This is a genomic window from uncultured Senegalimassilia sp., from assembly GCF_934636665.1.
Lineage (GTDB): Bacteria > Actinomycetota > Coriobacteriia > Coriobacteriales > Eggerthellaceae > Senegalimassilia.
Genome location: NZ_CAKUAT010000004.1, coordinates 65610 through 79337 on the forward strand (window position 1 = coordinate 65610; position 13728 = coordinate 79337).

The 13728-nt window shown below is 61.0% G+C and carries 11 protein-coding genes; all 11 read right to left on the reverse strand.

What is annotated here, in order from left to right:
- Positions 1 to 7: 7 nt before the first annotated feature.
- Complete coding sequence (locus Q0G75_RS02360) at positions 8 to 2128, reverse strand: DNA internalization-related competence protein ComEC/Rec2 (RefSeq protein ID WP_294414711.1); 2121 nt, start codon at positions 2126 to 2128, stop codon at positions 8 to 10.
- Positions 2129 to 2397: 269 nt separating this feature from the next.
- Entirely contained in the window at positions 2398 to 3078 is a 681-nt protein-coding gene (locus tag Q0G75_RS02365) for a ComEA family DNA-binding protein (RefSeq protein ID WP_294414712.1), read from the reverse strand.
- 422 nt (positions 3079 to 3500) lie between these two features.
- Complete coding sequence (gene thiI / locus Q0G75_RS02370; protein WP_294414713.1) at positions 3501 to 4718, reverse strand: tRNA uracil 4-sulfurtransferase ThiI; 1218 nt, start codon at positions 4716 to 4718, stop codon at positions 3501 to 3503.
- 175 nt (positions 4719 to 4893) lie between these two features.
- Complete coding sequence (locus tag Q0G75_RS02375; protein WP_042434108.1) at positions 4894 to 5154, reverse strand: DNA-directed RNA polymerase subunit omega; 261 nt, start codon at positions 5152 to 5154, stop codon at positions 4894 to 4896.
- Between the two features lie 7 nt (positions 5155 to 5161).
- Positions 5162 to 5734: a guanylate kinase gene (gene gmk / locus Q0G75_RS02380; protein ID WP_294414714.1), complete on the reverse strand. Its 573-nt coding sequence runs from the start codon at positions 5732 to 5734 to the stop codon at positions 5162 to 5164.
- Between the two features lie 3 nt (positions 5735 to 5737).
- On the reverse strand, positions 5738 to 6046 hold the full coding sequence (mihF, locus tag Q0G75_RS02385; RefSeq protein WP_042434102.1) for an integration host factor, actinobacterial type: 309 nt from the start codon (positions 6044 to 6046) through the stop codon (positions 5738 to 5740).
- A 215-nt stretch (positions 6047 to 6261) separates the two neighbouring features.
- Positions 6262 to 6990 carry an orotidine-5'-phosphate decarboxylase gene (gene pyrF / locus Q0G75_RS02390; protein WP_294380290.1) on the reverse strand — a complete coding sequence of 243 codons (729 nt, stop codon included), beginning with the start codon at positions 6988 to 6990 and terminating at the stop codon, positions 6262 to 6264.
- Positions 6984 to 7934, reverse strand: a complete 951-nt coding sequence (locus tag Q0G75_RS02395) for a dihydroorotate dehydrogenase (RefSeq protein WP_294414715.1) — start codon at positions 7932 to 7934, stop codon at positions 6984 to 6986. The genes pyrF and Q0G75_RS02395 overlap by 7 nt, the downstream gene beginning before the upstream one ends.
- On the reverse strand, positions 7935 to 8741 hold the full coding sequence (locus Q0G75_RS02400; RefSeq protein ID WP_294414716.1) for a dihydroorotate dehydrogenase electron transfer subunit: 807 nt from the start codon (positions 8739 to 8741) through the stop codon (positions 7935 to 7937).
- A gap of 339 nt (positions 8742 to 9080) precedes the next feature.
- Positions 9081 to 12335 carry a carbamoyl-phosphate synthase large subunit gene (gene carB / locus Q0G75_RS02405; RefSeq protein ID WP_294414717.1) on the reverse strand — a complete coding sequence of 1085 codons (3255 nt, stop codon included), beginning with the start codon at positions 12333 to 12335 and terminating at the stop codon, positions 9081 to 9083.
- Positions 12328 to 13686: a glutamine-hydrolyzing carbamoyl-phosphate synthase small subunit gene (gene carA / locus Q0G75_RS02410; protein ID WP_294414718.1), complete on the reverse strand. Its 1359-nt coding sequence runs from the start codon at positions 13684 to 13686 to the stop codon at positions 12328 to 12330. Before carA ends, carB begins: the two co-directional genes overlap by 8 nt.
- Positions 13687 to 13728: the final 42 nt, after the last annotated feature.

Sequence of the window (13728 nt, forward strand, 5' to 3'; positions counted from 1 at the left end):
GGCTATTCTACCGCAGCGTTTTCACGCTGATATGGTCCTTGGCGAATCTGCACGCCACATCCCCGTGCTCGTCGGTGCGCATCACCGCACTGCCTGCATTCTCAAGAGCCTCGACCGTCGATGCAGCAGGATGTCCGTAGCGGTTTCTTTCTCCCACCGAGCAGAGGGAAACCTGCGGCGACAACAGAGCGGCCTGATCTTGCGTCAGAGCGTTTTTGGACCCATGGTGTCCAACCTTGTACACGTCGACGTCGTCTATCAAGCCGGCGGAGAGCATTTCCGACACTTCCTCATGCTCGGCATCTCCCACCAACAAGCTTCGCCATTCCCGACTGCCGTCCCCATCGATATCGGTGTCGACGGTAAAGCACAGGCTATCGCAATTACCCCCTTCATCTCGGAACGCAACCGGCCAGACGCAGGCGAATTCGAAAACGCCGAACCGAAGCTTATCTCCTTGCGACACGCCCGTGACCTGCTCCTTCCCCACCAGCGATACAGCTTGTCCCCGGAGCTTTGCGCAGGATGCGCATGAGCACGTAAGGCCATCACACGCGAGAAGAACGCGGTCGACCTGCACCACGCCGTCAAGCGACGCCAGCGATCCCATATGATCATCGTCGGGATGCGTGATGATAAGGGCGTCAAGACGGGCGATATGGTGCCGCGCCAAGGCTTGGCGAAGCAAGGTATCTTGATTTCCCGTATCCACCAACACCGAATGCTTACCGCTGCGAATCAGGATGGCATCGCCTTGTCCGACATCAAGCGCGACAATTTCGTAGCCTCCATGGACGATGGGCACCTTCAACAGGGCGAACACGATAACGCAAACGATGCCGGTCACCGATAGAAACCGATACACATAACGATGATCCGGCTTTGGCCACCACAGCCATAGCCCGACCGAAACCACAAGACCGACAAGCAACGAGACCGAAGCGGGAGCAACGACCGGGATGCTCGCATAGGGAATCGACGCACAAGCCTGGACAACCTTGAGAAGCAAAGAAGCGCACCCGCAAGCAAGGGAGGCAACTATATCAGGCGACGACAGCAATGCGCAGGCAACCGCCCCTATGATGCCGGCTGCGCATACCGGACCGAAAAGCGGCGCAATAGCGATGTTGGCAATCGGAGCTGCTAAAGGAAGCTGGCTGAACAAGGCCGCCGAAAACGGTGTCGCAAGCACCGACGAGGCAAACGTCAACGCCAATGCCTCGCGGATAAAAGCCGGCAACCATCCCATGCAAGCCTTTAGCCACGAGTTGATCAACCCACCGAACACGACGATTCCCAGCGTGGCCAAAACCGACAACGCGAACGAAGACGACAACGCCGCCTGGGCATCGAGGGCAATCATAAGAGCGATGCAGCATCCGAGCGCAGATAACGACGATGCCCGGCGTCGGGCCGTCCACGACGTCATGCCGGCGAGCGTCATAAGCGTAGCTCGAATGGCGGAAGCTGGCATAGCGGTAAGCGCCAGATACGCGGCAAGCAACGCGATTTGAGCAGCTATTGAAATCGGTTTGGGAAAGCGCAAAGCACCGAGTATCGAGGCCACAAGCGCGGCTACGATAGACAGATGGGCGCCCGAGACCGCAACCACGTGCGCAAGCCCGCTGACCTGGAATTGCCGGTATACCGTCTCCGGCAAATCGGCCCTCCATCCACAGGCGATGGCAGCCGCAAGGCCAGAATCTCCGCGCAGCGGTTCAGTAAGCGCCCGCACAGCACGTTCCCGAAACGACAACAGCGCAGCACCTGGACCCTGAAGCACAACACGCTCGCAAGTTCTCAACTTAATATTTGCAGTAATGCCCCGTTGCCAGCCCCACAATGCACGATCTTCCGAAAGCTCCGATACCGTACCGTAACCGGTGAACCGCTGGCCATACATTGGAGCCTTGAATTCACCAGGGAAAGCAACTTTCGCCGTAAACGATCGCCCAGACCCTTCGGCCTGCACGCGAGCTGTGCAAGAAACGCCGAATTCGCCCTGTACGCCATCGGATAAGGCGGTGACATGCAACAGGCCCTGTGACCCAAGGGCCGCGTGCTGGGCTTGATGAAGTCGCGCACCTTGCGCAAAACCCAGAATGCTGCCGCCTAACAACCCCATCATAAGCACCAACGCAAGAAGGTGCTTTCGATAACGCCAAAGCAGGCAGAGGCAACATCCGCAACCAATGAGAGAACCCGCGCATAACGCAGCGCAAACGACGACCGAAAGGGAACGCGCCCAGAGCAAAGCGGCAACACATCCCGCCCAAACGCCTAGCGCAAATGCCAGCACGGGAGGGATAGCAGGACGCGAGGGAAACGATACATCGTCCTCCACGACCCGGTCGTCAGGAACAGCCAAGTCCCAAAGCAGCTCGCTTTGAGCGGCGCCTACCCGACGCAAATCGAATCCGCCAACGAAGCATACTTCTTATCGCCGATACCGGATACCCGCTTGAGGTCTTCAACGGTTTTGAACGGGCCGTTTGCTTGCCTGTCTGCAACGATACGCTGAGCCAATGCAGGCCCTACCCCATTGAGCTGCTGCAGCTGATCGACCGTTGCCGTGTTAATGTCGACTTTCCCGTTTACGAAAGCCCCACCTGATGACGCCGCAGGCGCACCGGAATCCGATGAAACAGGCGCCCCAGAGCCGGTAACTTGTTGCAAGCTGGGAACGATGATCTGCTCCCCATCCTGCACCTGACGGGCAAGGTTGAGCGCATCAACGGCAGCGTCCTCGGCAAAACCACCTGCTGCATCGACGGCCTGCTGCACCCGCGCATCGCCGGCAAGCTCATACAACCCGGGATTGGCGACCGACCCTCCGACATGCACAAACAGAGCAGCACTCTCGCTTTGCGCAGGATTAGCCTGCTCCGATTCATCGTACGAAACGTCGGCTTTCTCAACGGTGAAAGCGGAATCCGGCGCGACCACCGAAGCTAAGCCCACACCGCCTGCAACCAAAACGCAAATCGCCGCAGCCGTGATGCCGATCACCACGGGAAGTCGAGCGCCTCCCATATGCAGCTTGGCACGAACCGAATCCGCGTACCGAACGAAATCCATAAGAGCCCCTTTCCTTGATTTCGGAAAGCATAGCTCCGCCATCTTGCACAACCCTTGTCGAAAAGGCCGGTCTTAGTCGCATAAACCTTGCAGGATGAGTAAGAAGAAATCCGAGACGCGCGTCTTCCAAGCACCACGAAATGTCGTTGGAAGTTCGAGAGCGTCTCGAAGCAACGACAAGAAACCTTTCCATGCATCAAAAGCCAACGGCAAACGAATTCAAGTGACCGATCGACTCTCGCAAATCAGCTCCACTCGATACGCGCCTGTAATCAATTTCGATGACCGCACAACATGCCGAGTCTTGCTTGCGTATTGCCGAACACGCGAGAAGGCCGCGCAAAAAGCGCGGCCTTCTCGCTTGCATCTCATGTTGCGCCTGAAAATGAGGCGCCGACCCATGGCGATATTCGCTGGAAACGCTATTCCTTGCGAGGCTTTTTCTTCTTGTAGCCGGGGCACTTGTAGTCGTGCGGCTCCGCGGCGTCGGCGAGCTCGGACACCCATTGCTCGATAGGAAGCGCCGACTCAGCTTCAAGCACATCCTCGAGCTGCGCATGCGTTTCGGGGTTGCGCGGCATGAACAGCGTGCAGCAATCGGGGGCATCCTGGGACGAGATCTCGAACGTGCCGACCTGCTGGGCCATATCGATGATCTCAAGCTTGTCGGTGCCGATGAGGGGACGGAACACCGGCATATCCACCGCCGCATCGGTGCAGCGGATGTTATCCAAGGTTTGCGAAGCCACCTGGCCGAGCGACTCACCGGTTACCAGGGCCTTCGCCCCTTCCCGACGAGCGATCTCCTGCGCAACCTTGAACATAAGGCGGCGATACATGATGACGCGCAGCTGAGGAGGCACCGTCAACGAGATCTCGCGCTGGTAATCGCCGAACGGCACGACATACACGCGGCCGATGCATCCAGTCTTCTCAAGCACATGCGCGATATCGTCGACCAGATACTCGCTGGTGTCGCTGGTTTGCGGACGGCCGGAGAAATGCACGCCGATGCACACGGCGCCGCGACGCGCCATGCGCCACGTTGCCACCGGCGAGTCGATGCCGCTGGATAACAGACAGGCAACCTTGCCCGAGCTTCCAACCGGAAGGCCGCCGACGCCGCGCACGCTGCGAGCGTATACGTAAGCAGCGTTCTGCACCACTTCAACGCCCACCACCACGTCGGGGTTCTTCATCTGAACCTGCTTTTCGGGGTGCGCCTCGCACAGCGCAGCGCCGATGATGCGGTTCATATCCATGGAACCGACTTCGAAGTCGGTGTGGTTGCGACGAGCCTGCACCTTGAAGCTGGTGAAATCATCGACGTCGGCCATGGCCGCCAGCGCTGCTTGCTCCATTTGCGCCAAATCGCGCTCGCACTTGTAACCGGAGGATACGCGGGCAACACCGGGCACCTTGCGGATGAAGTCGGCGCAACGTTTCTCGGTCTCCCAATCAGTGCCCTCGCGCAGAAACACGCAAAGGCGGCCGGAGATGCGATGAATAGTCACCACATCGAAATCGGAGAGCAGCGCCTCAAGGTTTTTGAGCAGGCGCATCTCGAACGTGGAGCGGTTGTGGCCCTTCAGCCCGATTTCGTGATAGTGGACCAGGCAAATGCGCTGGAATTCGGTCATATGAACAACCCTTCGAAACATACGGTAAGCGGGTAAACGGAACAAACCCTCTGCCGTCCTGCAAGCCTTTACGCTGCTTGCATCACACGAACAATGCGGCAAATGATCAGCGTAGGCAGGCGCAGGACGCCAGAGGGTTCACACGTCAAACGAAAACTGCTTGGCGTAGAAAGGTTTAGTGGTTCTCGGCGTCGATGGTTTCCGGATCGTAGGAAACGTCGCCGCGGGCGATTTCGGAGAAGGCCATGGAAAGCGGCTTCTTATCTGCAGCTTTAGCGATCTCGACGGCGGTTTGCAGCTGGATGGCGCGATCGCGTTGGCCACGCATCATGTCGTTGATGTCATGGGCGCGCTTGGATGCCAGGGCGCACAGCAGGAAACGGTCGTTATCGGTTGCGTCCAGAAGGTCGGTGATCCTGGGTTCGATGATGCTCATAGGGTAGTTAACCTCGCGTTTTCTCGGCTTGTTCGTTCACATATGAGACGAGCTGCGAAACAGCTTCGTCAAGATTATCGTTCACAAGCTGTATATCATACTCCATTTTGCGGGAAAGCTCCACCCTCGCAGCCGCAAGACGCTGCTGGATGACTTCCTCGGTTTCAGTATCGCGTCCGCGAAGGCGCTGTTCGAGCACCTCCATGGAAGGCGGCTCGATGAAGATCAGGTGGGCTTCGGGCACCTTTTCCCTGATCTGGAACGCCCCCTGCACATCGATTTCAAGGATGACCTGCTGGCCTGCGGCCATATGCTCCAGAACGCTGGCCTTGGGCGTACCGTAATGGTTGGACCCGTACACCGCCCATTCGAGCAGGCCGTCGGAATCGATGAGCTGCTGGAATTGCTCCTTGGTTTTGAACTGGTAATGAACGCCGTCGACCTCGCCTGCGCGGGGGCTGCGCGTGGTGGCCGAAACCGAGACCCACGCGTCGGGAACCGCCTGCACAAGTCGGGCCACCAGCGTGCCTTTGCCAGCACCTGATGGCCCGGAGATGACGAACAGATTGCCGCGGCGCACTGCCTAGCCCAGACGCTCGAGAAGCGCGACCTGCTGACGCTCGCCAAGACCGCGAAGGCGGCGGCTTTCGGCGATCTGCAGCTCCTTCATGACCTTCTCGGCCTTGGCCTTGCCGTAGCCGGGAAGGGTTTCGATGAGCGTGGAGACCTTCATGCGGCCGATGACCGGGTCGTCTTTCATATCGACCACCTGGGCAAGCGTGAGCTTGCCGGCCTTGAGATCATCACGGACCTGAGCGCGCTTGATGCGAGCAGCCTTGGCCTTTTCAAGGGCCGCCTGACGATCTTCAGGGCTGAGTTGGGGAATAGCCATCAGTAATCTCCTTCGTGTAAATCAAGCGTTGTCGTGATACTAGCACGTCAACCGTCATCGACAACAACCAGTTACCCAAATCACAAAAAAGTTTTCGCAGAAAAATGGCCCTGCACCTGGGATTCCTCTGAATCTAACGCAAAGGCGCCCTTATTCAGCGACAAAACATTATGCACGAACGATGCCAGCTATGCCACGAACGCGCGAAATTCCCACTAGTCCAGCTCGGCCACGATGGCGTCGAAGGCGGCAGCCGGATCGGCGGCCTGCATGATGGGACGGCCGATGACGATGTGCGATGCGCCGTTTTCGAAGGCCTGCTTGGGCGTGGCGACACGGGACTGATCACCCAAGGCGCTGCCAGCGGGACGCACGCCAGGCGTGACGATATAACCCTCGGGGCCGAGCACCTCGCGAAGCATGGCTGCTTCCTGCGGAGACGCCACGACGCCGGAGATGCCGGAACGCTTGGCCTGCTCAGCGAGCACGTTGACCTGCTCGGACATGGGACGGGTAACGCCGGTGTCGGCCAGGGCGGCCTGGCTCATGGAGGTGAGCACAGTGATGCCCAACGTGATGGGCACGTCGAAACCGTATTCGGCAGCCGCGCGCTCGGCGCCCTTTTGCGCCGCGCTCATCATGGCGACGCCGCCGATGGTATGCATCGTCATCATGTCCGCGCCGCTAGCGGCCGCCGAATACGCCGCGCCCTCGACCTGATGCGGGATGTCGTGGAACTTCAGGTCCAAGAACACCTTGAAGCCGCGCTCTTTCAGAGCATACACCACCGCAGGGCCGTTGGCATAGAACAGCGTCATGCCGATCTTCATCCACGTGGCCTTGCCCTGCAGCTTGTCGGCCAGCTCGAAGGCCTCCTCGATGTCGCAGTCAAGGGCGACGATGACGCGGTCGCGCTCGGGGATATCGGAAAACGTGGTTAGCATTGCAACGCTCCAATCAGTTCGTTGACGTCTTTGACGCCATGACGCTCGCAATACTCGGCGATGCCGTCGATGACGTCGATGGTTGCCTGGGGATTGACGAAATTCGCGGTGCCCACCGCCACGGCGGTGGCGCCGGCGAGCAGGAACTCCACGGCATCGGTGCCGTTCGAGATGCCGCCCATGCCCAGAAGCGGCACCTTCACCGCGTTATGGCACTGCCACACGCAGCGCAGGGCCACGGGCTTGATGGCGGGACCGGAGAAGCCGGCGAAAGGACGCGACGTGAGCGTGCAGCGACGATCGGCGTCGATGGCCATGCCCATGAGCGTGTTGATGAGCGAGATTGCGTCGGCGCCGGCGGACTCGGCGGCTCGGGCGATCTCGGCGATATCGGTGACGTTGGGCGTGAGCTTGACGATGAGCGGGCGGGCGGTAGCCTGACGGCACATGCCCACCACCTTCTCGACGGACTCTACGTGCGTGCCGATGGTCATGCCGCCGGCATCGACGTTCGGGCACGAGATGTTGACCTCGTACGCGTCGACGGGTGCATCTTCGAGCGCCTCGATGACCTGAACGTACTCGTCGAAGCTGTGACCGGAAACGTTGACGATGGTGGTTGCGCCCACCTCGGCAAGCCACGGCAGCTCGCAGGCCTTCAGATGCTCGACGCCGGGGTTTTGCAGGCCGATGGAATTGAGCATGCCCGAAGGAACCTCTGCGATGCGCGGGGAGGCGTTGCCCTCCCACCCGTTAAGCGAGACGCCCTTTGTGGTGACGGCGCCCAAGGCGGAGACGTCCACGAAGTCAGAGTACTCGCGGCCGGCGGCGAAGGTGCCAGATGCCGTGGTCACGGGGTTTTTCATGGAAAGCCCGCCGAGGTTGACGGCCATGTTCACGTTCGTGGGGGCCGCGGTTGCGGGAAGCATGGGGGTTGCAGTCATCTACCACACCACCTTTTCAGCATCGAAAACCGGGCCGTCGACGCACGAGCGCTTCTTGCCGTCGACCGTATCGACCACGCATGACAGGCACGCGCCCACGCCGCAGGCCATGCGCTTTTCCAGGGAGATCTGGCACGGCACGCCAGCACCGACCGCCTGACCTGCCACGATCTTCATGAGGGGCTCAGGGCCGCAGCACGCCACGTACTGATACGGCTTCCCGTCGACGCCGGCGGCAAGGGCCTCTTCGACCAAAGAGGTGCAGAAGCCTTCTCGACCGAGCGTGCCATCGTCAGTTGCCACGCGCACATCGCGGGACAGAAGCTGCTCGTAGCGCTTCAGGCACACGAGGGCATCGGCGGTCTGCGCGCCGAGCACCACGTCCACGTGCACACCCGAACCGACGAGCTCCTGACACAGCATGAACAACGGGGCCGCGCCAACGCCGCCGCCCACGAGCAGTGCGCGCTGCGCACCGGCGGGCGCCTGCCAGCGTCGACCGACCGGCCCGATGAGCTCGGCGGATTCGATTTCGTTGGCCACATCAGGTGCGAGCGCGGCAAGATGGTTCGTGCCGAAACCCACCGTTTGGTACAGCACGTCGAGCGTGCCGCCGGCCGTATCGGCCGCGTACACCGAGAACGGGCGGCGCAGCACATGGCCTTCCATTCCGGGAATCTTCATATGCACGAACTGACCGGGTTCGATCGCGGCCGCGATGGCCGGCGAGGAAAGCGTCATGAGATACAGATTCGGGCCGACGCACTCGTTCTCCAGAATGCGGACCCGCTCGTTCACAAGCGCCACAGGGCTCCTTCCGTCACGGTGGCCGCGATGCGGCCCTTGCTACGTTGGAAGCGATTGTACCATTGCTGCAGCTGGCAGGGGAAAATGCCGACAGTTCGAACGCAAACGGACCACGAGCGCGCCCGAAGCGCCCATGCGGGGGTAGATAAGATGCGATGGGCGAAAAAAGGCGACGAGAACGGCGCCTCGCACAGCAAGCGAAAACGCCGCTGCGCGAAGCCCGCCCCGTCATCCTCTTCCCCATCGGCTCGCATTCCTACGGGGCTCATTAAGCGAACGCGATGACCATGAGCGTGCGAACCGGACTATCGGACCGCACGCCCATAAAGTCCATAGGCCTTATTGCACCGGATCGCCCTCAAGCGGCAAAAGATGCTGCGGGAGATCTTGAAGCGCGATCACCGTCAGACCGTTCGCGCGCATGGCCTCCAAGCCGGCGGCCATGGCCTGAGCGCCCGCAAGCGTGGTGATCTGCGTAACGCCGTGCTTGACCGCCTCGGTGCGAAGCTCGTACCCGTCGTCGCGGGTAGCATGGCCGAACGGCGTGTTGATCATCAGGGCTATCTTGCCGGCTATTAGCATGTCGAGCACGTTGGGCGCGCCTTCGCTGATCTTCTTAACCGGTGTACAGTCTACACCGGCGGCGCGCAGCGTGCGCGAAGTGCCGTCGGTTGCCACGATGTGAAAGCCGAGGCGCACGAAATCGCGCGCGATGGGCACGATGCCGCGCTTGTCGCGATCGCACACGCTCACGAACACCGTCCCCCCTTCGGGAAGCTTATAGCTGATGGCAAGCTGCGTCTTGTCGAACGCGCAGGGGAAGTTCTCCGCTATGCCCATAACCTCGCCCGTCGACTTCATCTCAGGTCCAAGGATGGTATCCGCGCCCGGGAATCGACCGAAGGGCATGACCGCCTCCTTAACGCTGAAATGGTCAAGACGACGCTCGTCGCTGGGAAGATGCAGATCGGCGATGCTCTCCCCCGCCATGATGCGGGCCGCGGCCTGCATCAAGGGCACGCCGGTGGCCTTCGAGGCGAACGGCACGGTGCGGCTGGCGCGCGGATTGGCCTCGATCATGTAGATGACCTGGTCCTTGATGGCGAACTGGATGTTGAGAAGGCCCACCACGCCCAAGCGGAGCGCCAGGCGGCGCGCGATGGAACGCAGACGTGCCTGGATGGCGTCGGAGAGCGAGAACGGCGGCGTGCAGCACGCTGAGTCGCCGGAATGGATGCCCGCCATCTCGATGTGCTCCATAATTGCGCCAACGTAGGTTTCGGTGCCGTCGCACAGGGCGTCAAGGTCCAGCTCCACGGCTCCCTCAAGGAAACGGTCGAGGTACACCGGATGATCCGGCGTGATTTTGGCCGCTTCCGCCATATAGCGCTTCAACTGGCGGTCATCGTAGACGATGCCCATGCCGCGACCGCCGAGCACGTAACTCGGGCGCACGAGCAACGGGAATCCGATGTCGGCAGCGACCTTTCGCGCCTGATCGATGGTGGTCGCTTGCCCAGCTGCCGGATAGGCGATGTCAAGCTCGTCGCATACAGCGCGGAACCTGTCGCGATCCTCGGCAAGGTCGATAGCCTCGGGCTTCGTGCCCATGATATTGACGCCGGCTTCTTGCAGGGCCGCCGCCAGCTTCAGCGGGGTTTGCCCGCCTAACGTGACCACCACGCCCTCGGGCTGCTCGATGTCGACGATGTCCATGACGTCCTCGAACGTGAGCGGCTCGAAGTACAGCTTATCGGAAGTATCGTAATCGGTCGACACGGTCTCGGGATTGCAGTTGACCATGATCGTCTCGTACCCCGTATCGCGCAACGCATAGCTGGCGTGCACGCAGCAATAATCGAATTCGATGCCCTGCCCGATACGGTTCGGACCAGCACCCAAGATCATGGCGCTTTTGCGACCCGGCGTGCGAACGGCCTCGTTTTCGTCCGCATCATAGGTTTTGTAGTGGTATGCCGTGGTGCCGGGGAACTCCGCCGCGCAGGTGTCGACCGTCTTGAACGCCGGCACGACGCCGAGGCGCTTGCGCTGAGCACGTACCTCCAGCTCTTCGGCGCCGACGAGGTGTCCGATCTGCACATCTGACAAGCCCATGCGTTTCAGCAGGCGGAAGGCGTCCGCATCGAGCTGCTCAAGAGACATGCCGCGAAGATTCTCCTCGACGGTGACGATATCGCGCATACGGTCGATGAACCACGGATCGATGCCCGTGACCTCATGCAACCGCTGCGTACTCCATCCGCGGCGAAGCGCCTCGGCCATATAGAAGATACGGTCTTGCGTGGGACGCCCGACCAGCTCATCGAAGCCGTCCTGCTCCAGCACGTCCTTGCATTTACCGTCGGCGTTCAGGCCGGCGCGCCCGTTTTCCAGCGAGCGCATGGCCTTGCCTAGCGCCTCCTCGAACGTACGCCCGATCCCCATGACCTCGCCGACGGCCTTCATGCGCGTGGACAGCACGTCGTCAGCGCCCTGGAACTTCTCGAACGCGAAGCGAGGAACCTTCACCACGCAGTAGTCTATGGAAGGCTCGAAGCATGCAGGCGTGGCCTTCGTGATATCGTTGACAATTTCGTCAAGCGTATACCCGACGGCAAGGCGCGCCGCGGCCTTGGCGATGGGGAAACCGGTGGCCTTGGAAGCAAGCGCCGACGAGCGCGAAACGCGGGGATTCATCTCGATGACCACCATGCGCCCGTTATCCGGGTTCACGGCGAACTGCACGTTCGAGCCGCCCGTTTCCACGCCCACCTTCTCGAGGATGGCGAGGCTTGCGGCGCGCATGCGCTGGTATTCCACATCGCTGAGCGTTTGAGCAGGAGCGACGGTGATCGAATCGCCCGTGTGCACGCCCATGGCGTCAAGGTTCTCGATGGAGCAGACGATGATGCCGTTTCCAGCCTTATCGCGCATGACCTCCATCTCGTATTCTTTCCAGCCTTCGATGGATTCTTCAACGAGCACCTCGCCGGCAGGCGACAGCTCAAGGCCCTGCGAAACGATCAAGCGCAGCTCCTCCTCGTTGTGCGCGATGCCGCCGCCGGCGCCGCCCATGGTGAAGCTCGGGCGCAAAACCACCGGATATCCGAGCTTTTCCACGATGGCAAGCGCATCCTCGACGCGATATGCATAATCGCTGCGGGCCGTTTCGATGCCAAGCTCCGCCATGCACTCGTTGAACAGCTTACGGTCCTCGCCGCGGTTGATGGCATCAAGGTCGCAGCCAATCATCTCGACGCCGTATTTCTCCAGAATGCCCGATTCCGCCAGCTTGACGGCGGCATTCAAGCCCGTTTGCCCGCCCAAGGTGGGCAGAAGCGCATCCGGATGCTCGCGAGCAATGACCCGCTCGATGAACTCGACGGTGATGGGCTCGACGTAGGTGCGGTCGGCCATGGCGGGATCGGTCATGATGGTCGCCGGATTGGAGTTGACCAGCACCACGCGATAACCCTCATCCTTGAGCACCTTGCAGGCTTGCGTTCCGGAGTAGTCGAACTCGCACGCCTGGCCGATAACGATAGGGCCCGAGCCGATGACCAGAATGGTTTCGATATCGTTGCGTTTAGGCATTCGCGGGCTCCTTCGCTGCTTCGGCACCGAACCGCCAGCCAGCCAAGCGGTCGACGGCGATGTCGATGTAAAGATAATCCTTGCGTCCCTCCATCAAGCGCGCGAACGCCGTGAATAGATAGTGCGCATCGGTCGGGCCCGGGGCGGCCTCGGGATGGTACTGCACGCAGAATGCGGGAACGTCCAAAAACGCCACGCCTTCCACCGTGCCGTCGTTAAGGTTGACATGGGTGAGCTGTATGCGCCCGAAGCGCTCGTTTCTCACAACGGGGGCGATGCCGGCACGCACCCAGAAACGCAGGTCATCGTGATGCTCGGCGTGCCCGCCGGACAGTTCGGGCACAAGCTCGCCCATGCTGGGGAACAGCACGCCGAACCCATGGTTTTGCGCCGTGGTCTCCACGCGACGCGTGAGAAGGTTCATCACGGGATGGTTGCCGCCTCGATGGCCGAATTTGAGCTTCTCGATATCAGCGCCGGCGGCCTTGCCCATCATCTGGTGTCCCAGGCAGATACCGAACATCGGTACCTTGCCCAACAGCTTCTCCACCTGGGAATACGTGCCCGAAACCGCATCGGGGTCACCGGGGCCGTTGCTTAGGAACACGCCATCGGGATGCTGCGCGAGCACATCATCGGCCGGCGTATCCCACGGCACGCACGTGACCGAGCATCCGGCGCGCACGAGCCCGTCGAGGATAGAGCGCTTCACGCCGCAATCGTAGGCAACCACGTGGAAGCGGGAAGCGGGCGCTTCGGTCAAGGCGAACCGCACGCTCTTTGGCGCATCATCGGCGGTATGCGCATAGGAGCGTTCGCACGACACCGTGGCGGCAAGGTTTTTCCCCACGATGCTCTCGCTCGCACGCACTTTCGCCAGCAGGCTGTGCGCATCGTGGTCGACAGTGGAGATGACCGCACGCTGGGCGCCATGATCGCGCACGTGGCGCACGAGCGCACGCGTGTCCACGCCCTCGATCGCAATCACGCTGTTGCGCTTGAGATACTCGGCAAGCGGCATATCGCTTCGCCAATTGCTCGGCGTTGCGCACATATCTCGAACAACCAGGCCTCGCAGGGCGGGCTTGCCCGATTGCGCGTCCTCAAGGTTCACGCCGTAGTTCCCGACCTGCGGATAGGTCAACGCGATGATCTGGCCTGCATAGCTGGGGTCGCTGATCACCTCGAAATATCCCTCGAGCGAGGTGTTGAAGCATATCTCGCCGAAAGCCTCCCCCGCAGCACCGCACGCGGTGCCGAAAAACACCGTGCCATCCTCTAAAGCCAAAGCCGCCCTCGCGCCAACCCCCTTCGAGGTCCCGCGTAGCAGCTGTTCTGCGATGTTGCTCACATGCAACTCCTTTCATATTGGCAAGCACGCACCGACTCCGTA

Excerpts from the sequence above, each read along its gene's own strand:
- Q0G75_RS02360 (WP_294414711.1), bottom strand. The coding sequence starts at position 2,128 with ATGATGGGGTTGTTAGGCGGCAGCATTCTGGGTTTTGCGCAAGGTGCG.
- Q0G75_RS02375 (WP_042434108.1), bottom strand. The coding sequence starts at position 5,154 with ATGAGCATCATCGAACCCAGGATCACCGACCTTCTGGACGCAACCGAT.
- pyrF (WP_294380290.1), bottom strand. The coding sequence starts at position 6,990 with ATGCTAACCACGTTTTCCGATATCCCCGAGCGCGACCGCGTCATCGTC.
- Q0G75_RS02365 (WP_294414712.1), bottom strand. The coding sequence starts at position 3,078 with ATGGATTTCGTTCGGTACGCGGATTCGGTTCGTGCCAAGCTGCATATG.
- carB (WP_294414717.1), bottom strand. The coding sequence starts at position 12,335 with ATGCCTAAACGCAACGATATCGAAACCATTCTGGTCATCGGCTCGGGC.
- mihF (WP_042434102.1), bottom strand. The coding sequence starts at position 6,046 with ATGGCTATTCCCCAACTCAGCCCTGAAGATCGTCAGGCGGCCCTTGAA.
- thiI (WP_294414713.1), bottom strand. The coding sequence starts at position 4,718 with ATGACCGAATTCCAGCGCATTTGCCTGGTCCACTATCACGAAATCGGG.
- Q0G75_RS02395 (WP_294414715.1), bottom strand. The coding sequence starts at position 7,934 with ATGACTGCAACCCCCATGCTTCCCGCAACCGCGGCCCCCACGAACGTG.